Annotated in this window: 15 protein-coding genes; 7 read left to right on the plus strand and 8 right to left on the minus strand. The window is 72.3% G+C overall.

Annotation, left to right across the window (positions count from 1 at the left end; all coding sequences use genetic code 11):
* Positions 1–20 precede the first annotated feature (20 nt).
* Both ACXJMZ_RS21695 and ACXJMZ_RS21700 read left to right on the plus strand, forming a co-directional pair.
* Positions 21–1,280 (plus strand): ATP-grasp domain-containing protein, encoded by a 1,260-nt coding sequence (locus ACXJMZ_RS21695; protein WP_457031723.1) that lies wholly within the window; start codon positions 21–23, stop codon positions 1,278–1,280.
* Between the two features lie 181 nt (positions 1,281–1,461).
* On the plus strand, positions 1,462–2,952 hold the full coding sequence (locus tag ACXJMZ_RS21700; protein WP_457031724.1) for an NCS1 family nucleobase:cation symporter-1: 1,491 nt from the start codon (positions 1,462–1,464) through the stop codon (positions 2,950–2,952).
* Between the two features lie 137 nt (positions 2,953–3,089).
* On the opposite strand, the gene ACXJMZ_RS21705 is transcribed toward ACXJMZ_RS21700, so the two are convergent.
* Entirely contained in the window at positions 3,090–3,521 is a 432-nt protein-coding gene (locus ACXJMZ_RS21705) for a hypothetical protein (protein ID WP_457031725.1), read from the minus strand.
* Between the two features lie 183 nt (positions 3,522–3,704).
* The gene (locus ACXJMZ_RS21710; protein ID WP_457031726.1) at positions 3,705–5,249 is read right to left on the minus strand and encodes an APC family permease; all 1,545 of its coding nucleotides are present in this window, start codon (positions 5,247–5,249) and stop codon (positions 3,705–3,707) included.
* 227 nt (positions 5,250–5,476) lie between these two features.
* On the opposite strand from ACXJMZ_RS21710, the gene ACXJMZ_RS21715 reads away from it, so the two are divergent.
* Both ACXJMZ_RS21715 and ACXJMZ_RS21720 read left to right on the plus strand, forming a co-directional pair.
* Complete coding sequence (locus ACXJMZ_RS21715) at positions 5,477–6,460, plus strand: zinc-binding alcohol dehydrogenase family protein (RefSeq protein ID WP_457031727.1); 984 nt, start codon at positions 5,477–5,479, stop codon at positions 6,458–6,460.
* 114 nt (positions 6,461–6,574) lie between these two features.
* The gene (locus ACXJMZ_RS21720) at positions 6,575–7,759 is read left to right on the plus strand and encodes an 8-amino-7-oxononanoate synthase (RefSeq protein WP_457031728.1); all 1,185 of its coding nucleotides are present in this window, start codon (positions 6,575–6,577) and stop codon (positions 7,757–7,759) included.
* A gap of 7 nt (positions 7,760–7,766) precedes the next feature.
* Here ACXJMZ_RS21720 and ACXJMZ_RS21725 read toward each other — a convergent pair whose 3' ends face one another.
* From ACXJMZ_RS21725 to ligD, 3 genes are read right to left on the minus strand one after another with little or no spacing between them, the layout of a single operon-like run.
* Positions 7,767–8,774 carry a YdcF family protein gene (locus tag ACXJMZ_RS21725; protein ID WP_457031729.1) on the minus strand — a complete coding sequence of 336 codons (1,008 nt, stop codon included), beginning with the start codon at positions 8,772–8,774 and terminating at the stop codon, positions 7,767–7,769.
* A 36-nt stretch (positions 8,775–8,810) separates the two neighbouring features.
* Positions 8,811–9,461 carry a hypothetical protein gene (locus ACXJMZ_RS21730; protein ID WP_457031730.1) on the minus strand — a complete coding sequence of 217 codons (651 nt, stop codon included), beginning with the start codon at positions 9,459–9,461 and terminating at the stop codon, positions 8,811–8,813.
* A gap of 46 nt (positions 9,462–9,507) precedes the next feature.
* Positions 9,508–10,503 (minus strand): non-homologous end-joining DNA ligase, encoded by a 996-nt coding sequence (ligD, locus tag ACXJMZ_RS21735; protein WP_457031797.1) that lies wholly within the window; start codon positions 10,501–10,503, stop codon positions 9,508–9,510.
* Positions 10,504–10,585: 82 nt separating this feature from the next.
* Here ligD and ACXJMZ_RS21740 point away from each other — a divergent pair, with 82 nt between their 5' ends.
* Positions 10,586–11,647, plus strand: coding sequence for an ATP-dependent DNA ligase (locus ACXJMZ_RS21740; protein ID WP_457031731.1), 1,062 nt, complete (start codon positions 10,586–10,588; stop codon positions 11,645–11,647).
* A 7-nt stretch (positions 11,648–11,654) separates the two neighbouring features.
* Here the strand turns inward: ACXJMZ_RS21740 and ACXJMZ_RS21745 are convergent, their stop codons facing one another.
* The 3 genes from ACXJMZ_RS21745 to ACXJMZ_RS21755 form a co-directional block, all read right to left on the minus strand.
* Positions 11,655–12,818 (minus strand): type III PLP-dependent enzyme, encoded by a 1,164-nt coding sequence (locus ACXJMZ_RS21745; RefSeq protein WP_457031732.1) that lies wholly within the window; start codon positions 12,816–12,818, stop codon positions 11,655–11,657.
* Positions 12,815–13,864: a phytanoyl-CoA dioxygenase family protein gene (locus ACXJMZ_RS21750; RefSeq protein WP_457031733.1), complete on the minus strand. Its 1,050-nt coding sequence runs from the start codon at positions 13,862–13,864 to the stop codon at positions 12,815–12,817. Before ACXJMZ_RS21750 ends, ACXJMZ_RS21745 begins: the two co-directional genes overlap by 4 nt.
* A gap of 298 nt (positions 13,865–14,162) precedes the next feature.
* Positions 14,163–14,732, minus strand: a complete 570-nt coding sequence (locus tag ACXJMZ_RS21755) for a GNAT family N-acetyltransferase (RefSeq protein ID WP_457031734.1) — start codon at positions 14,730–14,732, stop codon at positions 14,163–14,165.
* A gap of 255 nt (positions 14,733–14,987) precedes the next feature.
* On the opposite strand from ACXJMZ_RS21755, the gene ACXJMZ_RS21760 reads away from it, so the two are divergent.
* Positions 14,988–16,643: a protein kinase domain-containing protein gene (locus tag ACXJMZ_RS21760; RefSeq protein WP_457031735.1), complete on the plus strand. Its 1,656-nt coding sequence runs from the start codon at positions 14,988–14,990 to the stop codon at positions 16,641–16,643.
* 584 nt (positions 16,644–17,227) lie between these two features.
* Positions 17,228–17,533, plus strand: a complete 306-nt coding sequence (locus tag ACXJMZ_RS21765; protein ID WP_457031736.1) for a hypothetical protein — start codon at positions 17,228–17,230, stop codon at positions 17,531–17,533.
* The last annotated feature ends 42 nt before the right edge of the window (positions 17,534–17,575 follow it).

Below are 17,575 nucleotides of genomic sequence, written 5' to 3' on the forward strand. Positions count from 1 at the left end.
CCGTGACAGGAGAAGCACCAATGACCGAGCAGCCCTGGATCATCGTCGGCTTCGTGAACGTCCTCCCGTACATCAAGGAGTTCGCTCCCGGTTCGGTGATCGTCATCGACGAGCCGGACGTGATCCGCAAGGGTGAGGTCAAGGCCGCCCTGGAGGGCGCCGCGATGCTCCGCGAGCTGATCGAGTGGGAGTACCAACTCCCGGGCTCGGCAGACGAGTTCTTCAACACCTACCCCGACCTCTCGCCGGAGCTGGTCTCCCCGCTGGTCGAGTACGCCACCCCGTTCGCGGCCCGGCTGGCCGAGCGGTACGGCGTACCGGGGGCGGGCGCCGCGGCGGCCCAGATCCTGCGGGACAAGTCGGTGCTGCGCAAGGTCAGCCGGGCGGCCGGTGTCCCGAACCCGGCCTCCCTGGAGGTCTCCTCCCCGGACGAGGTGCGGGAGTTCGCCGCCGCCCACCCCGGCTCGCTGGTCCTCAAGCCGGCCAATCGGCAGGCCTCGGTCGGTACCAAGGTGCTGCACTCGCTGGAGGACCTGGACGCGGCGTGGGAGGAGTGCACCACGCAGGACGAGGGCAACGTGGTCCCGGACCGCGAGCGCGAACTGCGGATGCTGATCGAGCAGTTCGTGAAGGGCGAGGAGTACAGCGTCGAACTCCTGGTCCGCGAGGGCGAGGTGCTGTTCTCCAACGTCACCGGCAAGCTGCTGTTCGCCGGACCGCGCCCGATCGAGCAGGGGCACACCGTCCCGGCCGCCGGGATCTCGGCCGAGCTGAGCGAGCTGCTGGTGGCGCAGACCGAGACGGTGATCCGATCGGTCGGGTTCGGCAGCGGCATCATCCACTGCGAGTGGATCGTCAGCGACGGCGTCCCCTACCTGGTGGAGTGCGCCGGCCGGTTCCCCGGCGACGGCATCCCGATGCTGATCGAGGAGGCCTACCGGATCAACCTGGCCGGTGACTTCTACACCGTGATGAAGGGCGGCCGCCCCGAGCCGATGCCCCGTCAGGCGACGGTCGGCGCGGCGGTCCGCTTCCTCCAGGCGGTGCCGGGCGAGGTGGTCGCGGTCACCGGGGTCGAGGCGGCCCGCGAGCTGCCCGGTGTGCTCTCCCTGACGCTGAAGGTGGCGCCCGGCGACACCGTCCAGGAACTGCGGAGCTCCTGGGACCGGGTCGGTTCGGTGATGGCGAGCGGGCCGGACTCGCTGGCGGCGATGCGGACTGCGGAGGCGGTGGTCGACGCGGTACGGATCGAGACCACTCCCGCCGTCACGGTGGGCTGACGTGCCCCGGCCGGACGTGCCGTACCCCGGGAGGGTGTTCCCGGCGGGCGGCGCGTTCCCGGGCTGCCGGGCTGTTCCCGGGCTGTTTCCGGCGTGAAACGGTTGGGTCCCCGGGCTAGGCAAGGGGCGGTGGAGGCGGGATCATCGACGCCACCCCACCACCCTCGCCCGGGAGTTGCCCTTGTCCAGTCAGCTGGTCCACCCCGACCGCCGGGTCGAACTGCTCCCTGACGTGGCCCTCACCGATCCACGGTTCGCCAACGAGGACCTCCGCCCGGTGCCGGTCGCCGACCGGCGCTGGACCACCTACAACTTCCTCGCGCTCTGGGTCGGGATGGCGCACAACGTGCCGTCCTGGACGCTGGCTTCGGGCCTGGTCGCGCTCGGGATGGACTGGAAGCAGGCGGTCCTCACCATCGGGCTGGCCAACCTGATCGTGCTGGTCCCGATGCTGCTGACCGGCCACGCGGGCACCCGGTACGGCATCCCGTTCCCGGTCTTCGCCCGGGCCTCGTTCGGGCTTCGCGGTGCCAACCTGCCCGCGCTGCTGCGCGCCGCCGTGGCCTGCGCCTGGTTCGGCATCCAGTCCTGGATCGGCGGGTCGGCGATCTTCCTGCTGGCGGGCCAACTGATCGGCGCCGGCTGGCTGGAGGCCTCCGAGGTGGGCGGCTACCCCTGGACCCAGTGGCTCTCCTTCCTGCTGTTCTGGCTGATCGAGATGCTGGTGATCGCCCGGGGCATGGAGACCCTGCGCCGGTTCGAGAACTGGGCGGCGCCGTTCGTCATCGCCGGGGCGCTCGCGCTGCTGGCGTGGATCTCGGTCAAGGCCGGCGGCTTCGGCCCGCTGCTCTCCCAGCCCTCCGCGCTCGGCTGGGGCAGCGGCTTCTGGCAGGTCTTCTTCCCGGCCCTGATGGGCATGATCGGCTTCTGGTCCACCCTGTCGCTGAACATCCCGGACTTCACCCGCTTCGGCGGCAGCCAGCGCGCCCAGGCGGTCGGCCAGGCGCTCGGCCTGCCCACCACGATGACGCTGTTCGCCCTGCTCTCGGTGCTCGTCACCTCCGGGTCGCAGGCCGTCTACGGCGCGCCGATCTGGGACCCGGTGGCGCTGGCCGCGAAGATGGACAGCACCACCGGCATCCTGTTCGCGCTGCTCACCGTGCTGATCGCCACCCTGTCGGTGAACATCGCCGCCAACGTGGTCAGCCCCGCGTACGACCTCGCCAACCTGCTGCCACGGTTCGTCAACTTCCGTACCGGCGCCCTGATCACGGGTGTGGTCGGGATCGTGATCTTCCCGTGGAAGCTGGTCTCCGATCCGGCCTTCTACATCTTCAGCTGGCTCGGCACGGTCGGCGGCCTGCTCGGCAGCGTCGGCGGCGTCCTGATCGCCGACTACTGGCTGATCCGCCGCACCGAGCTCACCCTGGCCGACCTCTACCGCCGCGAGGGCAGCTACTGGTACACCGGCGGCTGGAACTGGCGCGCCGTCACGGCACTCGCGGTGGGCGGCCTGCTGGCGGTCGGCGGCTCGCACGGCGGCCCGTTCCCGGCCGACGGGCTGATCCCGCTGCTCAAGCCGCTGGCCGACTACGGCTGGGCGGTCGGCTTCGGCGCGGCGCTGCTGCTCTACACGGCCCTGATGCGGCTCGCCCCACCAAGCCGGGAGTGACCGGCGGGTTGCCGTCGTGAGCTCCCCGGCCTGCTGACGCATCGTCACCAGTCGCGGCCGGCCGACCCCGCCCGTCCTCGGTGCACACGGCGCCGAGGACGAGCGAGGCAGAGCGCCGGCGGACGGCCCGTGTTCGCCTACTCGTGGAACTCGAAGCGCCACGCCTGGCGGAGGTCTGCCGGGTCCAGCGGTCGCAGTGCGGTCATCGGCGGGAAGATCCTCAGGAGGCTGAGGTCCACCGCCAGTTCCGTGCCGTCGACCGGGCCGCCGGGGACGACGAGGTGGAACGTGAACGGCTGGGCGGACTGCTGGAGTCGCCACTCGGTGGCCTGTGAGGAGCCCCGGAGCATCTTGTTTACTTCGGGGACGCCGTCGTAACTGAGGTAGGTCTCGTACCGCAGGTTCCGGACGGTGACATTGCCGTTGGGGAGGGATTCGACCTGCCACTCCTGGTTCCCGGGTTCACCGGTCGGCGGCAGGATGACCGCGGGGGACTTGTCCTCGGTGAGCGTCAGAAGCTGCTCGTTCTGCTTGGTGATTCCGTAGATACCGTTGGGGATCGGTGCCATGACAGATGTCTCCTCGGCAGGGGAAGGTGTCGGTGCGGCTCTCCCGTTGGAGCGCACACGGATGATCCTGGCCCTGACTGCGTTCCGCATGGCGCAGAATCGCTCAGCGGTCGCCCGAAGAGGTGATTGCCGCTCGTGAGGGTTTGGTCGGCCACCGTCCGGGGACAGGCCGGCACCTGCGCGTCAGTCCTCGACGATCAGGGAGGGGGTGTCGTGGCGGAGGGTCTCGCCCCGGAAGTACGCGGGGGCGCGGTGCTGCCACAGGAACATCAGGACCACGCCGAGCAGCAGCAGGCCGAAGCCGATCAGGAAGACGGTGCCGACGCCGAACAGCGAGGTGCCGGAGCCGTAGTCCGGGTCCCAGGTGTCGACGGTGGTCTTGGCGAAGATCAGGGTGAGCAGCACCGCACCGGTCAGCGGGAAGAGGCCCTTGAAGAGGAAGTCCCGGACCGAGTGGGTGAGTTCACGTCGGAAGTACCAGACGCAGGCGTAGGAGGTGAGGCCGTAGTAGAAGCAGATCATCAGGCCCAGCGCGAAGATGGTGTCCACCAGCACACTGTCGCTGACCAGGGTCATCACGGAGTAGAAGACCGTGGTGCCCACCCCGGAGACCAGGGTCGCGGTGGACGGGCTGGCGAAGCGCGGGTGGACGTTGGCGAGCCTGGCCGGGACGGCCCGGTAGGTGCCCATCGCCAGCATGGTGCGGGCCGGCGGCAGAAAGGTGGTCTGCAGGCTGGACGCGGAGCTGGCCAGTACGGCGATGAAGATCAGGATCGCCAGGTTGCCGAGCACCGGATCGGCCAGCGCCGCGAAGACGTTGTCCTCGGTCTCCGGATTGCCCAGACCGTACGAGGTGCTGCCGACCCCGGCGAAGCGCTGGGTCGCGACCGCGACCACCAGGTAGCTGGTGAGGATCACCAGCATGGTGAGCAGTGCCGCCCGGCCCGGAGTCTTCGCGCTGCCGCTGGTCTCCTCGTTGACGGTCAGCGAGGTGTCCCAGCCCCAGTAGATGAAGAGCGAGAGCGAGAGCCCTGCCGTGAAGGCGGCGAAGGACTCGACCGCGAACGGGTCCAGCCACTGCCAGCTGAACTCGATGGCCAGCTCGGAGCGCCCCTGGTCGGCCTTGACGAACGCGAACAGCGCGAACAGCGTCAGCACCACCAACTGGAGCCCCACCAGGACGTACTGGACCTCCTTGGTGAGCCCGACCCCCCGGTAGGCGATCGCGGTGGCGGCGGCGACGAAGACCACGCAGGTCAGGACGTTGAGGCCCTTGTTGTCCGCCAGATCCGCCAGGCTGGGATGGTCGAAGACCCGGGCCAGGAAGAGGTAGAAGAACGAGACCGCCACCCCGGCCAGGTTGGAGAGCACGATGATGGTGGCCACCACCAGACCCCAGCCGCACATCCAGCCGACGTGCGGGCCGAACGCCTTCGCGGTCCAGGTGAAGGAGGTGCCGCAGTCCGGCATCACCCGGTTCAGCTCCCGGTAGGCGAACGCCACCAGCAGCATCGGCAGGAAGCCGGCCAGGAACACCGCGGGCATCTGCAGACCGACCTGACCCACCGTCGGCCCCAGGGTCGCGGTCAGCGCGTACACCGGCGCCACCGAGGAGACGCTGAGCACCACGCTCGCCACCAGGCCGACCGCGCCGGAGCGCAGGCCCTTCTCCTGCAGGTCCGGCTCCGCCAGGTGTTCGCCGTCGGTACTGCGGTCGCTCGCGCGCACTAGGGCCTCTCTTTCGGGTCACGCCGGGCGGTCGGCGCCGGGGCACGACGTGACCCGAAAGAGAGGCCCTGCCTCCCGACCGTGATCATCGGCGGCCGGGCGGCGCGAAGTCACGGACCGGTGCGCCGAACCGCCGGGAACCACCCGTTCGGCGTGGCCTGCCAGGAACACGCTCCGGCGGTCGGAGGGTTGTCCCCCGACAGGGACCAGGACGACGGAGGAGAACGATGGACACCACGATGCGGGCCGTAGTGCTGGAGGCACCGGGCCCGGTGGAGAAGCTGCGGGTGGTCCGGCTGCCGAAGCCGGAGCCCGCGCCCGGCTGGGTGCGGATCAAGGTGGAGGCGTTCGGCCTGAACCGCTCCGAGCTGCACACCCGGCTCGGGCTGGCCGAGGGGGTGACCTTCCCCCGGGTGCCCGGCATCGAGGCGACCGGGACGGTGGACCTGGACCCGGACGGCGTGCTGCGCCCCGGGCAGCAGGTGGTGACCATGATGGGCGGCATGGGCCGGACCTTCGACGGCGGCTACGCCGAGTACACCGTGGTGCCGCGCGAGCAGGTCATCCCGTTCGCCTCCGAGCTGCCCTGGGAGGTGCTCGGCGCCGTCCCGGAGACCCTGCAGACCGCGTACGGCTCGCTCGCCGTCGGGCTCGACCTGAAGCCGGGTCAGTCGCTGCTGATCCGGGGCGGCACCTCGGCGCTCGGCCTGGTCGCCGCCACCCTGGCCAAGGACCTGGGCGCCACCGTGCTCTCCACCACCCGCAACCCCGACCGGCTCGGGGCACTGGCCGAGCACGGCGTCGACCACCCGCTGGTGGACGACGGCAAGGTGGCCGCCCAGGTCCGGGAGATCCTCCCGGCCGGGGTGGACGCGGCGCTCGAGCTGGTCGGCACCCCGACCCTGCCCGACACGCTGGCGGCGGCCCGGGTGCACGGCACGGTCTGCTTCACCGGGATGCTCTCCAACCAGTGGACGGTGCCCGACTTCTACCCGATCGGCTACCTCCCGCCCGGCGTCCGGCTGTCCGCCTACGGCGGCGAGGCCGGCGACCTCCCGGCCGAGGTGCTGCAGCGCTACCTGGACCGGATCGCCGCCGGCGAGATCACCGCCGGCCCGACCCACGTCTACCCGATGGACCAGATCAGGGCCGCGCACACCGACCTCGAGCACGGCCACCGGTTCGGCAAGCTCGTGGTCCGGGTGAACTGAGCCACACGGCACACCGCCGGAAGCGGTGAACCCGCAGGTGGGAGCCGTCCGCCGGGCAACGGGGAGCAGAMCGGGCCGTGGCCCGGCGGGCGGGACGGGTGACAGAGTGCGGCCATGGTCAACTCCGCCGCCCCCGTCACCGCCGAGCCGCTGGCTCCCGCCGCCGTCTTCGACTGGCTGGACCAGGCCGCCGACCTGCGCGCCGCCGCCGGGCTGACCCGGACGCTGCGCAGCCGCCCCGCCGAGGACCCGGTACTCGACCTGGCCGGCAACGACTACCTCGGGCTGGTCCGCCACCCGGCCGTCACCCGGGCCGCCGCCGMCGCCGCGCTTCGCTGGGGCGGCGGCGCCACCGGCTCCCGGCTGGTGACCGGCACCACCGCGCTGCACACCGAACTCGAACTGGAGCTGGCCGACTTCTGCGGGGCCGAGGCCGCGCTGGTCTTCTCCTCCGGCTACGCCGCGAACCTGGCCGCGCTCACCGCGCTGACCGACCCCGACACACTGATCGTCTCGGACGCCTACAACCACGCCTCGCTGATCGACGGCTGCCGCCTCTCCCGCAGTGAGGTGCACCGGGCGCCGCACGACGACCCGGCCGCCGTCGCCGAGGTGCTGGCCGCGCGGACCCACCGGCGGGCGCTGGTGGTCAGCGACTCGGTGTTCTCGGTGGACGGCAACGCCGCCCGGGTCGGCGAACTCTCCGCCGCCGCCCGCGCGCACGGCGCCGCGCTGCTGATCGACGACGCGCACGGCCTCGGGGTGCTCGGCCCCGGCGGCAGCGGCGCGCTGGCCGCCGCCGGTCTGGCCGGGGCGCCCGACACGGTCGCCACCGTCACCCTCTCCAAGTCGCTCGGCTCGCAGGGCGGCGCGGTGGTCGGCCCCCGACGGGTGATCAGGCACCTGACCGAGACCGCCCGTACCTTCATCTTCGACACCGGCCTGGCCCCCGCCGCCGCCGGAGCCGCGCTGGCCGCGCTGCGCCTGCTGCGGGCCGAACCGCAGCGCGCCGACCGGGCGCGCGAGGTGGCCCGGTTGCTGTCGGCGCAGCTCACCGCCGCCGGACTGGAGGCCAGCACCCCGGACGCGGCCGTGGTCTCGGTCCGCGCCCCCGGCCCGGAGGCCGCCGTGGCCTGGGCCGCCGACTGCCGGATCGCCGGTCTCGCGGTGGGCTGCTTCCGCCCGCCGTCCGTGCCCGACGGCATCTCCCGGCTCCGGCTCACCGCGCGCGGCGACCTGACGGACGCCCAGATCGGGTACGCCGTCGAGGTGATCCGGCGCACCGCCCCGGGTCGCTGACCAGGCGTCAGTCCCGCCAGCCGGCCGCGCCGCCGAGCAGCACCAGCAGCAGGATCGCGCAGATATTGATGACGGGGTACGAGACCAGCACGGCGGCGAACTCCCGCAGCACGGCGCTCGGCCAGTAGTAGCCGGCGGTCGGCGCGCCGGTCACCTGGCCCGGGACGCCGGCCCGGCGGGTGATCAGCGCGGTGCGCAGCACGTGGAAGTCGTTGGTCACCACCACGCAGCGGTAGTGTTCCCGCTCGGCCGACATCACGGCCGCACTGAACCCGATGTTCTCGACGGTGTTGCGGGACCGGTCCTCCAGCCGGATCCGGTCGGCCGGGAGCCCACGCCCCGTCAGGTACCGGGCCATCGCGGCGGCCTCGGAACACTGCTCGTCGGAGCCCTTGCCGCCGGAGACCACCAGGACCGGCGGTCGGCCCCGGGCGTCCTGCGCCAGGCAGAGGTCGAAGGCCCGGTCCAGCCGGGCGGCCAGCAGCGGGGGCACCTCGGTCCCGTTCACCAGCCCCGCGCCGAGCACCACCACGAAGTCGGCGTCGCGGCGGACCGGCAGCCGCCCGTACAGCCAGGAGTACCCGAGGAAGCAGAGCAGCAGGAAGGCCAGGTACCCAGCGGGCAGCAGGACCGCGCCCGCCACCACGTGCAGCGGCCGCGAGTCGACCCGGGCCGCCGTCCAGAGCAGGGCGAGCACCCCGAGCACGGCCAGACCGGCGCCGAGCGACAGCAGGTTGGCCGCCCGCCCGCTGCCCTCCTGACGGGCCATCACCACGCCGTTGGCGAGCAGGCAGACGGCCACCGCCACCGCGGCCAGTACGGCGGCGAACGGGGTCAGCACCTCGACGGCGTCCAGCACCCCGACCGGGAGCCGGTCGAGCTCGCCGAGCACACCCAGCACGAAGAAGGCCACCGCGAGCCCGAGCAGCACGGCGTTGCTGAACCGGCGGCGGTCCCGGCGGACGTTCCGGCCGAAGAGCACCAGGAACAGGACGGCGAGCGCGTAGGCGATCATCTGATGATCCTAGGCAGGCTGGTGCGTTCCGGGCGGTCAGCGCTCCGCGAGCGGTACGCCGTTCCAGCGCCACTTGGTGAGGCGGGGCCGGCCCGGGAGCTCGCCGCGGCCGGTGGACCAGAGCAGGGTGGGCCAGGGGTCGGTGTCGGTGGGGGAGTCGGGGAAGAGCCGGGCCAGGACGCGAGCGCAGAGGTCGGCGGGCGGGGTCCAGGACAGGCCCAGGCCCTCGGCCAGGTCGTGGGTGTGGGCCAGGATCTCCACGATGCCCATGGCGGTGAAGCCCTCGGGGTCGGAGACGCCGAAGCCGTGGTGGGCGCGGACCTGCGGCGGCGTGCAGCGGGCCATCGCGACCAGCAGCGCGCCGGTCGCCTCCAGCACCTGGCACATCCCGGCGGGCCCGGCCGCCCGGTCGGCCCAGATCGCGTTGGCGGGCCCGCCCGGCCGCTTCCGTTCCCAGCTGAACGGCACCTCGCGCTCCAGCGGCGGGGTGCGCGGGCCGATCTGGGCGGCGTACGAGAAGAGGTCGTCCGCCAGGTGCTCGGCAGTCTCCCAGCAGGTCCACTCCAGTGAACCGGCGGTCTGGTCCCAGGCCGCCTCGGGCGCCTCGCGCAGGGTGCCGACGGCGAGCCGGACGGCCAGGTCGAGGTCGTCCGGCGTCACCGGCCGGTCTGAAGAGATCATGGTCATGGCAGGACGGTACCCCGCCGGTCAGCGGCGGTGCGGTGATTATTCGTCAGTGCTTGCGGGCCCTGCTCGGCTGCACCCGGGGAGGTTCGCCCTCGACCTTGGGGTGGTCCGGCGGGTACGGCAGGTCGCCGACCCCGTGCTCGGCGGCCTGACGCTCCGCCAGCTCCAGCAGCGGGTCGAGCCGGAACGCGTGCTCGGGCAGGTCCGCGTGCAGGTCGCCCAGCTCCGCGTAGCGGGCGGGCATGGTGCGGATGGTGAAGTCGAGCGGAGCGACCTCGTCCAGCTCCTCCCAGCGCAGCGGCGCCGAGACGGTCGCCTCCGGGCGCGGCCGGACGGAGTAGGGCGAGGCGATGGTCCGGTCCCTGGCCATCTGGTTGTAGTCCACGAAGATCCGCTCGCCGCGCTCCTCCTTCCACCAGTTGGTGGTCACCTTGCCCGGCATCCGGCGCTCCAGCTCCCGGCCGAGCGCGATCACCGCGTGCCGGCAGTCGGCGAAGGTCCACTCCGGCACGATCGGCACGTACACGTGCAGGCCGCGCCCGCCGGAGGTCTTCGGCCAGCCGCGCAGGCCGTGCTCCTCGAGGACGGCGCGCAGCTCGTGCGCGGCCCGGACGGCGTCGTGGAAGTCGGTGCCCGGCTGCGGGTCGAGGTCGATCCGCAGCTCGTCCGGGTGCTCGGTGTCCGCGCGGCGGACCGGCCAGGGGTGGAAGGTCAGGCAGCCCAGGTTGACCGCCCAGAGCACGGCGGCCGCCTCGGTCGGGCAGATCTCGTCGGCGCTGCGGCCGCTGGGGAAGGCGATCCGGGCGGTCAGCAGCCAGTCCGGCAGGCTCTTCGGGGCGCGCTTCTGGTAGAAGAACTCGCCCTCGACCCCGTCCGGGAAGCGCTGCAGCGTGGTCGGCCGGTCGCGCAGCCCGCGCAGCGCGCCGGGGGCCACCGCCAGGTAGTACTCCGCCACATCCCGCTTGGTGTACCCGTGCTCGGGGAAGTACACCTTGTCCGGGCTGGACAGCCGCACCGCCCGGCCGTCCACGTCCAACTCGATCGCCGTACTCGCCATGCGCACCACGCTAGGCCGGGTGAGCTCCGGCCGCGCGCGCTGGCTGACGGACCGCCACCATCGGGGTATGGACCTCCCCGTGCTGCCGCCCGTCTCGCCGATGCTGGCCAAGGCGGTGACGAAGATCCCGCCCGGCCTGCACTACGAGGCGAAGTGGGACGGCTTCCGGGCGATCGTGTTCCGGGACGGCGACGAGGTCGAGATCGGCAGCCGTACCGGCAAGCCGCTGACCCGGTACTTCCCCGAGGTGGTCGAGGCGGTGCGGGCCGAGCTGCCGGAGCGGTGCGTGATCGACGGCGAGATCGTGATCGCCCACGACGGGCGGTTGCACTTCGAGGAGCTGTTGGAGCGGATCCACCCCGCCGCCTCCCGGGTCCGCACGCTGGCCGAGCGCACCCCCGCCTCGTTCGTCGCCTTCGACCTGCTCGCGCTGGGCGCGGACTCCTACCTGGAGCGGCCGCTGAGTGAGCGTCGGGAGGCGCTGGCGGCCGCGCTGGCCGAGGCCCGGCCGCCGGTCCACCTGGCTCCGGCGACCACCGACCTGGCGGTGGCCGAGCGTTGGTTCGGCCAGTTCGAGGGCGCGGGTCTGGACGGGCTGGTGGCCAAGCAGCTCGACCAGCCGTACCAGCCGGGCGCCCGGGCGATGTACAAGATCAAGCACACCAGGACCGCCGACTGCGTGCTGGCCGGCTACCGCGAGCACAAGAGCGGACCGGTGGTCGGCTCGCTGCTGCTCGGCCTGTACGACGGTGCCGGGCGGCTCCAGCACGTCGGCGTCTGCGCCTCGTTCACCATGGCCCGGCGGGCCGAACTGGTAGAGGAGCTGGCGGAGTTGCGGCTTCCGGAGGGGGCCGAGCACCCGTGGATGGCCTGGCAGGACGAGGAGGCCCAGGCGTCCGGCCGGCTGCCCGGCGGGCAGAGCCGGTGGACCGGGGGCAAGGACCTGAGCTGGGTACCGCTGCGGCCGGAGCGGGTCTGCGAGGTCGGCTACGACCACATGGAGGGCACCCGGTTCCGGCACACCACCCAGTTCAAGCGCTGGCGCCCGGACCGGGAACCGGCGTCCTGCACGTACGAGCAGCTTGAGGAGCCGGTGGGCTACGACCTGGCGGAGCTGCTCGGGCGCTGACGGGTGGTCAGCTGACCATGGTGCAGGGCAGCGGGTCGAAGCCGTTGAAGCCCTGGGTCAGGTAACTGGTGGCGTACGCACCGCTGGAGAGGATCCAGACCGGGTCGCCGGAGGCCACCGCCCGGGGCACGGGTACCCGGGCGTGCTCGGAGTCGTAGGCGTCGTCGCTGTCGCAGGTCGGGCCCGCCACCACGGCCGGGACGTACTCCGCGTCCGGGTGGGTCGGGAAGACCAGCCGGTACTGCAACTCGTCCATCTCGTAGAGGCCGTTGAACTTGCCGCAGCTCAGGTAGAGCCAGTGCTGCCGCTCGCCGCCCGGCTGCCGACGGGACGACAGCCGGTACACGTGCGCCCGGATCGCGCCCTGGTCGGCGACCAGGTGGCGGCCGGGCTCGATGACGAAGTCCAGGGTGCCGCCCGCGAGTTCCCTGAGCCGCTCGGTGCCCTCCCGGATCACCGCGAACATCTTGTCCAGCGGCGGGTCCAGCGGCCTGCCGTGCCGGTCCTGGTAGCCGAGCGCGGGCAGCCCGCCGCCGAGGTTGACGTGGTCGAGCCTGATGCCGTGCCGGCCGAGCGTCTCCAGCACCTCGCCCAGCTGCTCGAAGGCGTCCTGCCAGGCCTCGGTGGTCATCTGCTGCGAGCCGACGTGCACCGACAGGCCCGCCGGGGTCAGCCCCGCCGCCCGGGCGGCCGTCAGCACCAGCACCGCGTCGGCCGCCGAGCAGCCGAACTTCCGGCTCAGCCCCCAGAGCGCGCCGTCCCCGCTGGTGGCCAGCCGGCAGAACACCCGGGCGCCGGGGGCGTGCGCGGCGATCGCCGCGACGTCCTCCAGGCTGTCGGTGGCGAAGTCCCTGATCCCCAGCCGGTACGCCTCGGCGATGCCCCGGTCGGACTTGACGGTGTTTCCGTAGTGCACCCGGTCGGCCGGCACACCGGTGCGCAGCGCCTGGGTGATCTCGTTGGGGCTGGCCGCATCGAACCCGGCGCCCTGCCCGGCCAGTTGGGACAGCACTTCGTCCACGGGGCAGGCTTTCAGGGCGAACCTGACCGCGACCCCGGGCAACTCCTCGACCAGCGCGGCGTAGCGCTCGCCGATCCCGGCCAGGTCGTAGACGATCCGGTCCCCGGTGGCGGCGGCCAGCGCGGTCCGCAGTCCGGCGCTCGGGATCACTTCTCGGCGTCCTGTCCGCTCTTGGCGTCCAGTCCGCGCCAGGACCTGAGGCCGAGCAACTTCTCGCCGAGCTCGTCGAGTTCGGGGCTGCCGTAGCGCTCCGACTCGGGCCGGACGGCGTCGCCGACCAGGGTCCAGTTCCACTCGGGGGTGCTGAGGGTGCGCCAGGAGTTGATCCGGGAGCTGCGCAGCTCCTCGTGCTCCTCCAGGGCGGGCATCATCGAGAGGTACTGGACCGCCCGGACGCCCTCGGTGGAGGTGTTGGCGGCGACCCCGTGGGCCAGCAGACCGTTCCAGATCAGCAGGTCACCGGCCTGTAGTTCGGGTCGCACCACCGGGAGCTCGGCGCGGTCCACGGCGGGCCGGATCGGGTCGCGGTCGGCGGGCTGGGCGGCCTGCCACTGGTTGAACTGCCGGAACAGCTCCGGGTTGCACTGGAAACCGCCGAGCTCGGCCCGGGTGTCGTTGAGGGCGATGATCCCCTGCACCCGCTGCGGGAGGATGCCCTGGGTGGTGTCGACGTCCCAGTGCAGTTCGATGTCGAAGCCGCTCTCGGTGGCCTCGATCAGCGAACGCGAACGGCTGCCGGTGTTGGGCGGGTTGAGGTTGAGCCGGTCCAGGGTGACCCAGAGCTCCTCGCTGTCCCAGACGTCGACGAAGGCGTCGTAGATCCGCGGGCTCTGCCGCATGGCCCACTGGAGACGGTGCTGGTATGCCTCGACGAAGCCGTAGACGTGCAGGTGCCGGTCGAGCTCGTCCCGGTAGGGCCGCTCCGGGTACCAGGTGTCGGGTCGGTCCGGGTCCATGTCCTGGAACTCCCAGGCGAAGTCCAGCAGTTGCCTGGCGCTCTCGGCGGGGACGGCCTGCTTGACGATCACGTAGCCGTAGGTCTGCCAGAAGGTGTAGTCCTCCTCGGAGAGGACGCGCAGCGGCCGGGTCTTCCGGATCTCCCGCAGCGCCGTCTGCGCCAGATACGTCTCGCCGTCTGCACTGAAGTACGGTCGGTCGGTTGCGGCGCGGTGGAGATACCGGTCGGGCGTCGGCATGCATGCACTCCAGGTGGGGTGGTCGACGTGGCCCGGATTCCCGTCAGGGGAAAGGGCGTTGGAATCCGGCCGTGGGGAGTGGGCGCCGCACGAACCGCTTCCCTCACATTGGACTAGACCAACTTTCGGCGTCAACCCTTTCCGGGCGACAACTCGGCCCGGTGGCCCGGAAATCGGCGAAATTCTGCCCTGATGGTCAGTCGGCAGATGAAGAAAAGGGCAACGGGGCGATTATGTGCAATTGGCAAACAAAGAAGGGCACCCGCTCGGCGGATGCCCTTCTGCTGCGGAGGCCGACTCAGTGTGCCCCGGCCGGAGTCGCATACTGACGACGGGTCAGCCGCCAGACCAGATCCTCGCCGGTCTCGGCCGGGGCGAGGCGTTCGGCCGGGCGCCGCAGGTGCTCGGTGTAGCCGAGCCTAGCCGGTATCGCGCCACTGGCGACGTTGGCCGGGTCGTGCACGATCTCGACGAATTCCACCTCGGGAAGGCGGAAAGCCTGTTCGGTCACCGCCCGGGCAGTCCGGGTGGCCAGACCGCGGCCGGTGGCGGCGGGGTGCAGCCAGTAACCGATCTCGCGGCCGCCGGCCGGGGTGCCATCGTGGCGGAAAAGGGCGCAGATACCGACCATCGCTCCGTCCAGCACGATCGCGTAGGTGTACTCCGACCCGTCGGCCCAGCACTCCGCGCGGCGGCCGAGGAAGTCGGCGGTCTTGGCCGGACTGTGCTCGGCCACCCAGCCCATCCAGGGCCGCAGGTGCTCCAGCGACTCGTCGACCACCCGGAGCAGCTCCGGGAGGTCGGCCTCGCCGTCGAAGCGGCGCAGCGTCAGCTCGTCCAGCTCGATCACCTGCAGGGGAAGATCCATGCCCGGGATGATCGTCCGCGACGGGATCGCGGGGCAACGGAATTAGGGACGGCCGGCTGGCCGCGCGGGCGACGGACAGTGACCACGAACCATCCCTCGTGCGTCTGTGCGAGAGGCCGGTCGATCCGGTAAGGAGTACACGGAGCAGTGAAGTTGTGACCTATCATCGCCCGCGGGCCGGAACCTGTCGGCCGTCAGCCGCGTCACTCTCGGTGGCCACATGCGGTGTGGACCGACCTCTCGGGGGTGCAACAGATGGACGACGCGACAGCCAAGGCCGGACCGCAGGACCAGCGGTGGGAGCTGCCGGACTACGAGCACGGGCGCGAACTCGGTGCCGGCGCGGCGGGGCGGGTGGTGCTGGCCCAGCACCGGGCCACCGGTACGCCGGTCGCGGTCAAGTACCTCTCCGGAGCCGCCGCCGACCACGAGGGCTTCCGCGCCGAGGCCGAGCTGCTCGCAGCCCTGCACTCCCCGTACGTCACCCGGCTCTACGAGTACGTGGAGAGCCCGTACGGGGCCGCGATCGTGATGGAGCTGATCGACGGCATCTCGCTGCGCGACCTGCTCAGGGCCGAGGGGGCCACCGGGCCGGAGGCCGCCCTCACCGTGCTCAAGGGCTCGCTGCTCGGCCTGGTCGCCGCCCACCGGGCCGGGGTGGTGCACCGTGACTACAAGCCGGGCAACGTGCTGGTCGCCACTGACGGCTCGTCAAAGCTGGTGGACTTCGGCATCGCGGTCCGGGTCGGCGCCACCGGCGCGATCGCCGGTACTCCCGCCTACATGGCCCCCGAACAGTGGGCCGGCCGGCCCGCCGCACCCACCACCGACGTCTATGCCGCGACCGCCACCTTCTTCGAGTGCCTGACCGGGGCCAAGCCCTACTCCGGTACCACGCTGATCGAGTTGGCCGTCCAGCACACCGAGGCGGAGATCCCGGCCGAGCAGGCGCCCGAGGCGCTGCGTCCGCTGATCCTGGCCGGCCTGGCCAAGACGCCGGAGCAACGGCCGGACGGCGCCGCCCTGCTGATCGAGCAGTTGGAGGCGGTGGCGGGCGCCGCGTACGGACCGGACTGGGAGACCAGGGGGCGGCACCGGCTCGCCGCCCTGGTCGCCCTGCTGCCCGGGCTGCTGCCGTACGGCGGCGCGCCGTCGGTGGGCAGTACCTCGTTCGCCACCACGACGGTGGGTCGGGGGGCCGCCGGGCGGGGGCGGCTCGGGCGGCCGGCCAAGCTGGTGAGCGCGGGCGTCGGGGTGGTGCTGGTGGCCGGAGTACTGGCCGGGGTCGCGGTGGCGGGAGCGCCCGGCTCGGGCGGGAGCACGACGGTGGCTGCGCCGAAGGCGACCACGACGCTCGGGGCGGCGGCCGGACCTTCGCCTTCGGGTTCCGAGTCGCCGAGCGCTTCCCCCGTGGCCTCGGCTTCGCCGTCCGAGTCGCCGAGCGCATCCGCCTCGGCGACCGTGGCGGCACCGCCGTTGCCGAGCCTGAGCACGAAGGCCCCGACGCCGACTCCGTCCGCCACCATGTCCGCGAGCCCGACCCCGACGCCGACCGTCAGCACGCCCCCGCCCACGCCGACCGTGACGCCGCCCGCACCGCCGCTGCGGGTGCTGGCCATCGCGGGCTCGGCGAGCTGCACGCCTTCGTACATGACGGTCTCTGGCACGGTCAGCACCGACGGGGCCGCCGCCGGGACCTTGACGCTGACCTGGACCAGCAGCGCGTCCAGGCTGCCGGTCACCCACACGGTCGCGCTGCCCCAGGGGCAACGGAGCGTCAAGTTCAGCGACTCGATGCCCTTCGGCAACGCCTGGTCGCTGAGGGTCGGGCTGACCAGTTCGCCGGCCGCCGGCAGGGGACAGGGCTCGGCCTTCACCCTGGACACCGCCACTTGCAACCCGCCCCGCTGAGAGCAGGACAGCTATGACCACTCCACCGGCGTCCGAACCGGACCGTACCGTGCGCCTCGGGAAGGCGGAGGACGCGGAGCCCGTACCCGTACCTGTACCCGTGGTGGCGCTCGGCCCGGTGCGGCGGACGAAGCCCGCCGCACCCGAGCCTGCTGCCGTTCCCGCCCCCGCTCCTGCTCCTGAGCAGACCGTCCGGCTCGGCGGTCCGGTGGCCGGGCCGAACGCGACCGTCCAGCTGCGGATCGAACCGGCGGAGGCGGCGGCCCAGACCGTCGCGCTGAACGAGGAGTTGACGGTCCGGCTGAACCAGGACGAGTCCTCCGGCACCGTCCGGCTCGGCCCGCCGCCGGCCGGGAGCACGGTGCACCTGAGGGTGCCGGCCGAGGCGACCGGCTTCGAGAGCGCGACCTTCCTCGACCCGGAGGTCTGGCCGCCCCGGCGTCCCGCCGCAGGCCGCCGCCGTCTGGCACGGCACCGCCGAGCCGCCGCGCAAGCGGCGGTGGAAGCGGTGGCTGATCCTCCCGCTGCTGCTCGCCCTGCTGGCTGCCCTCGGCTACTGGGCCTGGCAGCAGTACGGCCGGCCCATGGTGGTCGAGTCGGTGGCGATGGAGACCGACCCGGCGGCACTCGGCTGCGAGGGCACCCAGGTGATCCGGGCCACCCTGGCCACCGACGGCGGTGGCGGCGACCTCCGCTACCGCTGGCGCCGCAGCGACGGAACGGACTCCGGCGAACTCGCCCAGCACATCACCCGAGGCCACCGCACGACCGAGTTGGTGCTCCGCTGGTCCTTCCACGGCCAGGGCTCGATGGACGCCACCGCCACCCTGGAGGTGCTCTCCCCGGACTCCCACACGGCGGGCGTCTCCTTCACCTACGAGTGCGCCTGACCACCCGTCAGCCGAGAGTGGCGGCCCTGCGGGGGAGAGCAA

Source organism: Kitasatospora sp. P5_F3 (assembly GCF_054049135.1).